The 2,361-nt window shown below is 65.2% G+C and carries 3 protein-coding genes; all 3 read left to right on the top strand.

Annotated elements, in window-relative coordinates:
• Window positions 1–598, top strand: a 598-nt coding sequence (locus MOV75_RS34895) for a GntR family transcriptional regulator (RefSeq protein ID WP_247007612.1), incomplete at its 5' end; no start/stop codon positions are given.
• Between the two features lie 189 nt (window positions 599–787).
• Window positions 788–1,207 (top strand): response regulator, encoded by a 420-nt coding sequence (locus MOV75_RS34890; RefSeq protein ID WP_246932033.1) that lies wholly within the window; start codon window positions 788–790, stop codon window positions 1,205–1,207.
• A partial coding sequence (locus MOV75_RS34885) for a cache domain-containing protein (RefSeq protein ID WP_247007610.1) occupies window positions 1,185–2,361 on the top strand: 1,177 nt, incomplete at its 3' end. The genes MOV75_RS34890 and MOV75_RS34885, both read left to right, overlap by 23 nt.

Genomic DNA, 2,361 nt, shown 5'->3' with positions numbered 1-2,361 from the left:
ACTTCCGCCCGGCGCCCCGCTGTCGCGCGCCGAGCTTGCTGGCCAGTTCGGCGTCAGCTCGACCCCGGTGCGCGATGCGCTGATGCGGCTCGAGGAAGAAGGCCTGGTCGACGTGTTTCCGCAGCATGCCACCGTGGTCAGCCGGATCGACGTCGATCGCGCGCAACAGGCGCATTTCCTGCGTCAGGCGCTGGAGCTGGAGATCGTCCGCCTGCTCGCAACCGGTCCCGAGGCGTCCCTGATCGTTCGCCTGGATCACACCATTGCATTGCAACAGCAATTCGCCAGGGCTGGCGACTTCGAGGCCTTCATGGCCGCCGACAACGATTTTCACGCCCAGCTCTACGTAGCTGCGGGCAAGCAGGATCTGTGGGCGCTGGTGCGCAGCCGCAGCGGACACAGCGACCGGCTGCGCCGGCTGCACCTGCCCTCCCCCGGCAAGGCCCAGAACATCGTGCGCCACCATAAGCTGATCACGCGCGCGATCGAGGCCGCAGACGCCGACGCTGCGCAACAGCACCTGCGCCAGCATCTGTCAGGCACGTTGAGCGAGCTCGACCGGATCCGGAGCAACTATCCGGAATATCTGACGGATTAGGCGCCCGGCGGGCAAACCCTATGCACGCAAGTGTGCATAAGCATGGCTCCCGGATTTCGGCTTAGGCGAGCATTCACCGGACATTCGCGAAGTGCTTGCAGGCTGGACGGAATCCGCGCAACAATTTCATCGTTGATGGATTTGGTTTGCGGCCGGTGGAACCTCCATCCGGCCCGGAGGAATTCAGACGTGGCCAACATCCTGATCGTGGATGACGACCCGGCCGTTCAAATCACGATCCGGCTGCTCCTGGAGAGGGCCGGTCATCACGTCACCGTCGCCGGCGATGGCCGCAAGGGACTTGCGCTGTTCGAGGCGGGCCGGTTCGATCTGCTGTTTCTCGACCTCTTCATGCCTGGCATGGATGGGCTGGAGACGATGCGTCACATCCGGGCGCTGGTTCCGGCCATTCCGATCATCGTCATTTCCGGCCGCTCGATCACGCCGGACACCTATGCAGAGCCGGATTTCCTGAAGATGGCGACCAAGCTCGGCGCCGTGGCAAGCCTGCAAAAGCCGTTCAGACCCGGGGCATTGCTCGCCGCGGTCGACGGCTGCCTGAAGGCGGGCGAGCCGGAGGGGTCCGATGTCAGCTCCGGCCACCGATAACGAGGGCTCCGCTGCTTCAGGCCAGATCGGCCGCGATCGTCCGGGAAGTCCTGCGAGCATCCCCCTGAGTCTCGCTACGCGGCTGGCCATCGCAATGATCTTGCTGGTGGCGGTCACCGTGGCCGCGGTCGGTTGGCTGGGCTTTCGCAACACCACGCAAGCGGTCATTCCGCGCGTGCTGGAGCGGGTCGAGGCCCAGTCGCGCCTGCTGGCAACCAACCTCGAAACCTACGTCGCCGGCGTGCGCGGCGATCTGATCGGCTATCGCGCCGCCGCTGCCATCAACGGCCTGATCCGCGCTCACGTCGGGGGCGGGATCGACCCTTCTGACGGTGTCTCGGAGCAAACCTGGCGCGAGCGTATAGCCACGCGGCTCGCGGCCGAGATCGAGGCCAAGCCCATCTACGCGCAATTCCGGATCATCGGCATCGACGACGACCAACGCGAACTGGTTCGCGTCGACCGCTCCGGCCCGGATGGAGCGGCAAGAATCGTCCCCGGCAACGAATTGGAACGCAAGGGCGAACGAACCTACTTTCAGGACACGATACGGCTGACGCCGGGCGAGATTTACGTTTCGCCCATCGATCTCGCGACCCGCAAGGGCGGCACCACGGACTCCCACGTTCCGACGCTGCGGGTCGCGACGCCACTGTTCACGCCGGATGGCAAGCCGTTCGGTATCATCATCGCCAATATCGACATGCGTCCGGCCCTCGACCACGTCCGCGCGACGGCGAACTCGGGGGGAGAGATTTACGTCGTGAATTCGCGCGGCGACTATCTCGTTCATCCCGATCACGCGCTCGAATTCGGTTCATTGCGGGGCCACCCCACCAACTGGCGCGATGATTTTCCATTCTTCTCAGCCTTGGTCGGCACCTCGGACGTATCCACGCGGCTCATGACCGACGGGTCGGGCCGGCCGAGCGGCGCGGCGATCGCGCCGGCATTGCTGGCAGGAAAGGAATGGATCGCGATCATCGTGACCATTCCCCCGTCCGTCTTCGGCCGTGTGCCGGCCGCCATTCAACAGACGTCCTTGCTGGTCGGCGTGCTTGCCGTCCTCGCCGCGGCTTCACTCGCGGTGCTGCTTGCGCGCTCATTGACTCGCCCGATCGGCCGCCTGACCGCGGCCGTGGAGGCAATCGGCC

This window comes from Bradyrhizobium sp. PRIMUS42, assembly GCF_023006515.1.
Lineage (GTDB): Bacteria > Pseudomonadota > Alphaproteobacteria > Rhizobiales > Xanthobacteraceae > Bradyrhizobium.
This window is presented reverse-complemented; position numbering and strand designations above follow the sequence as displayed.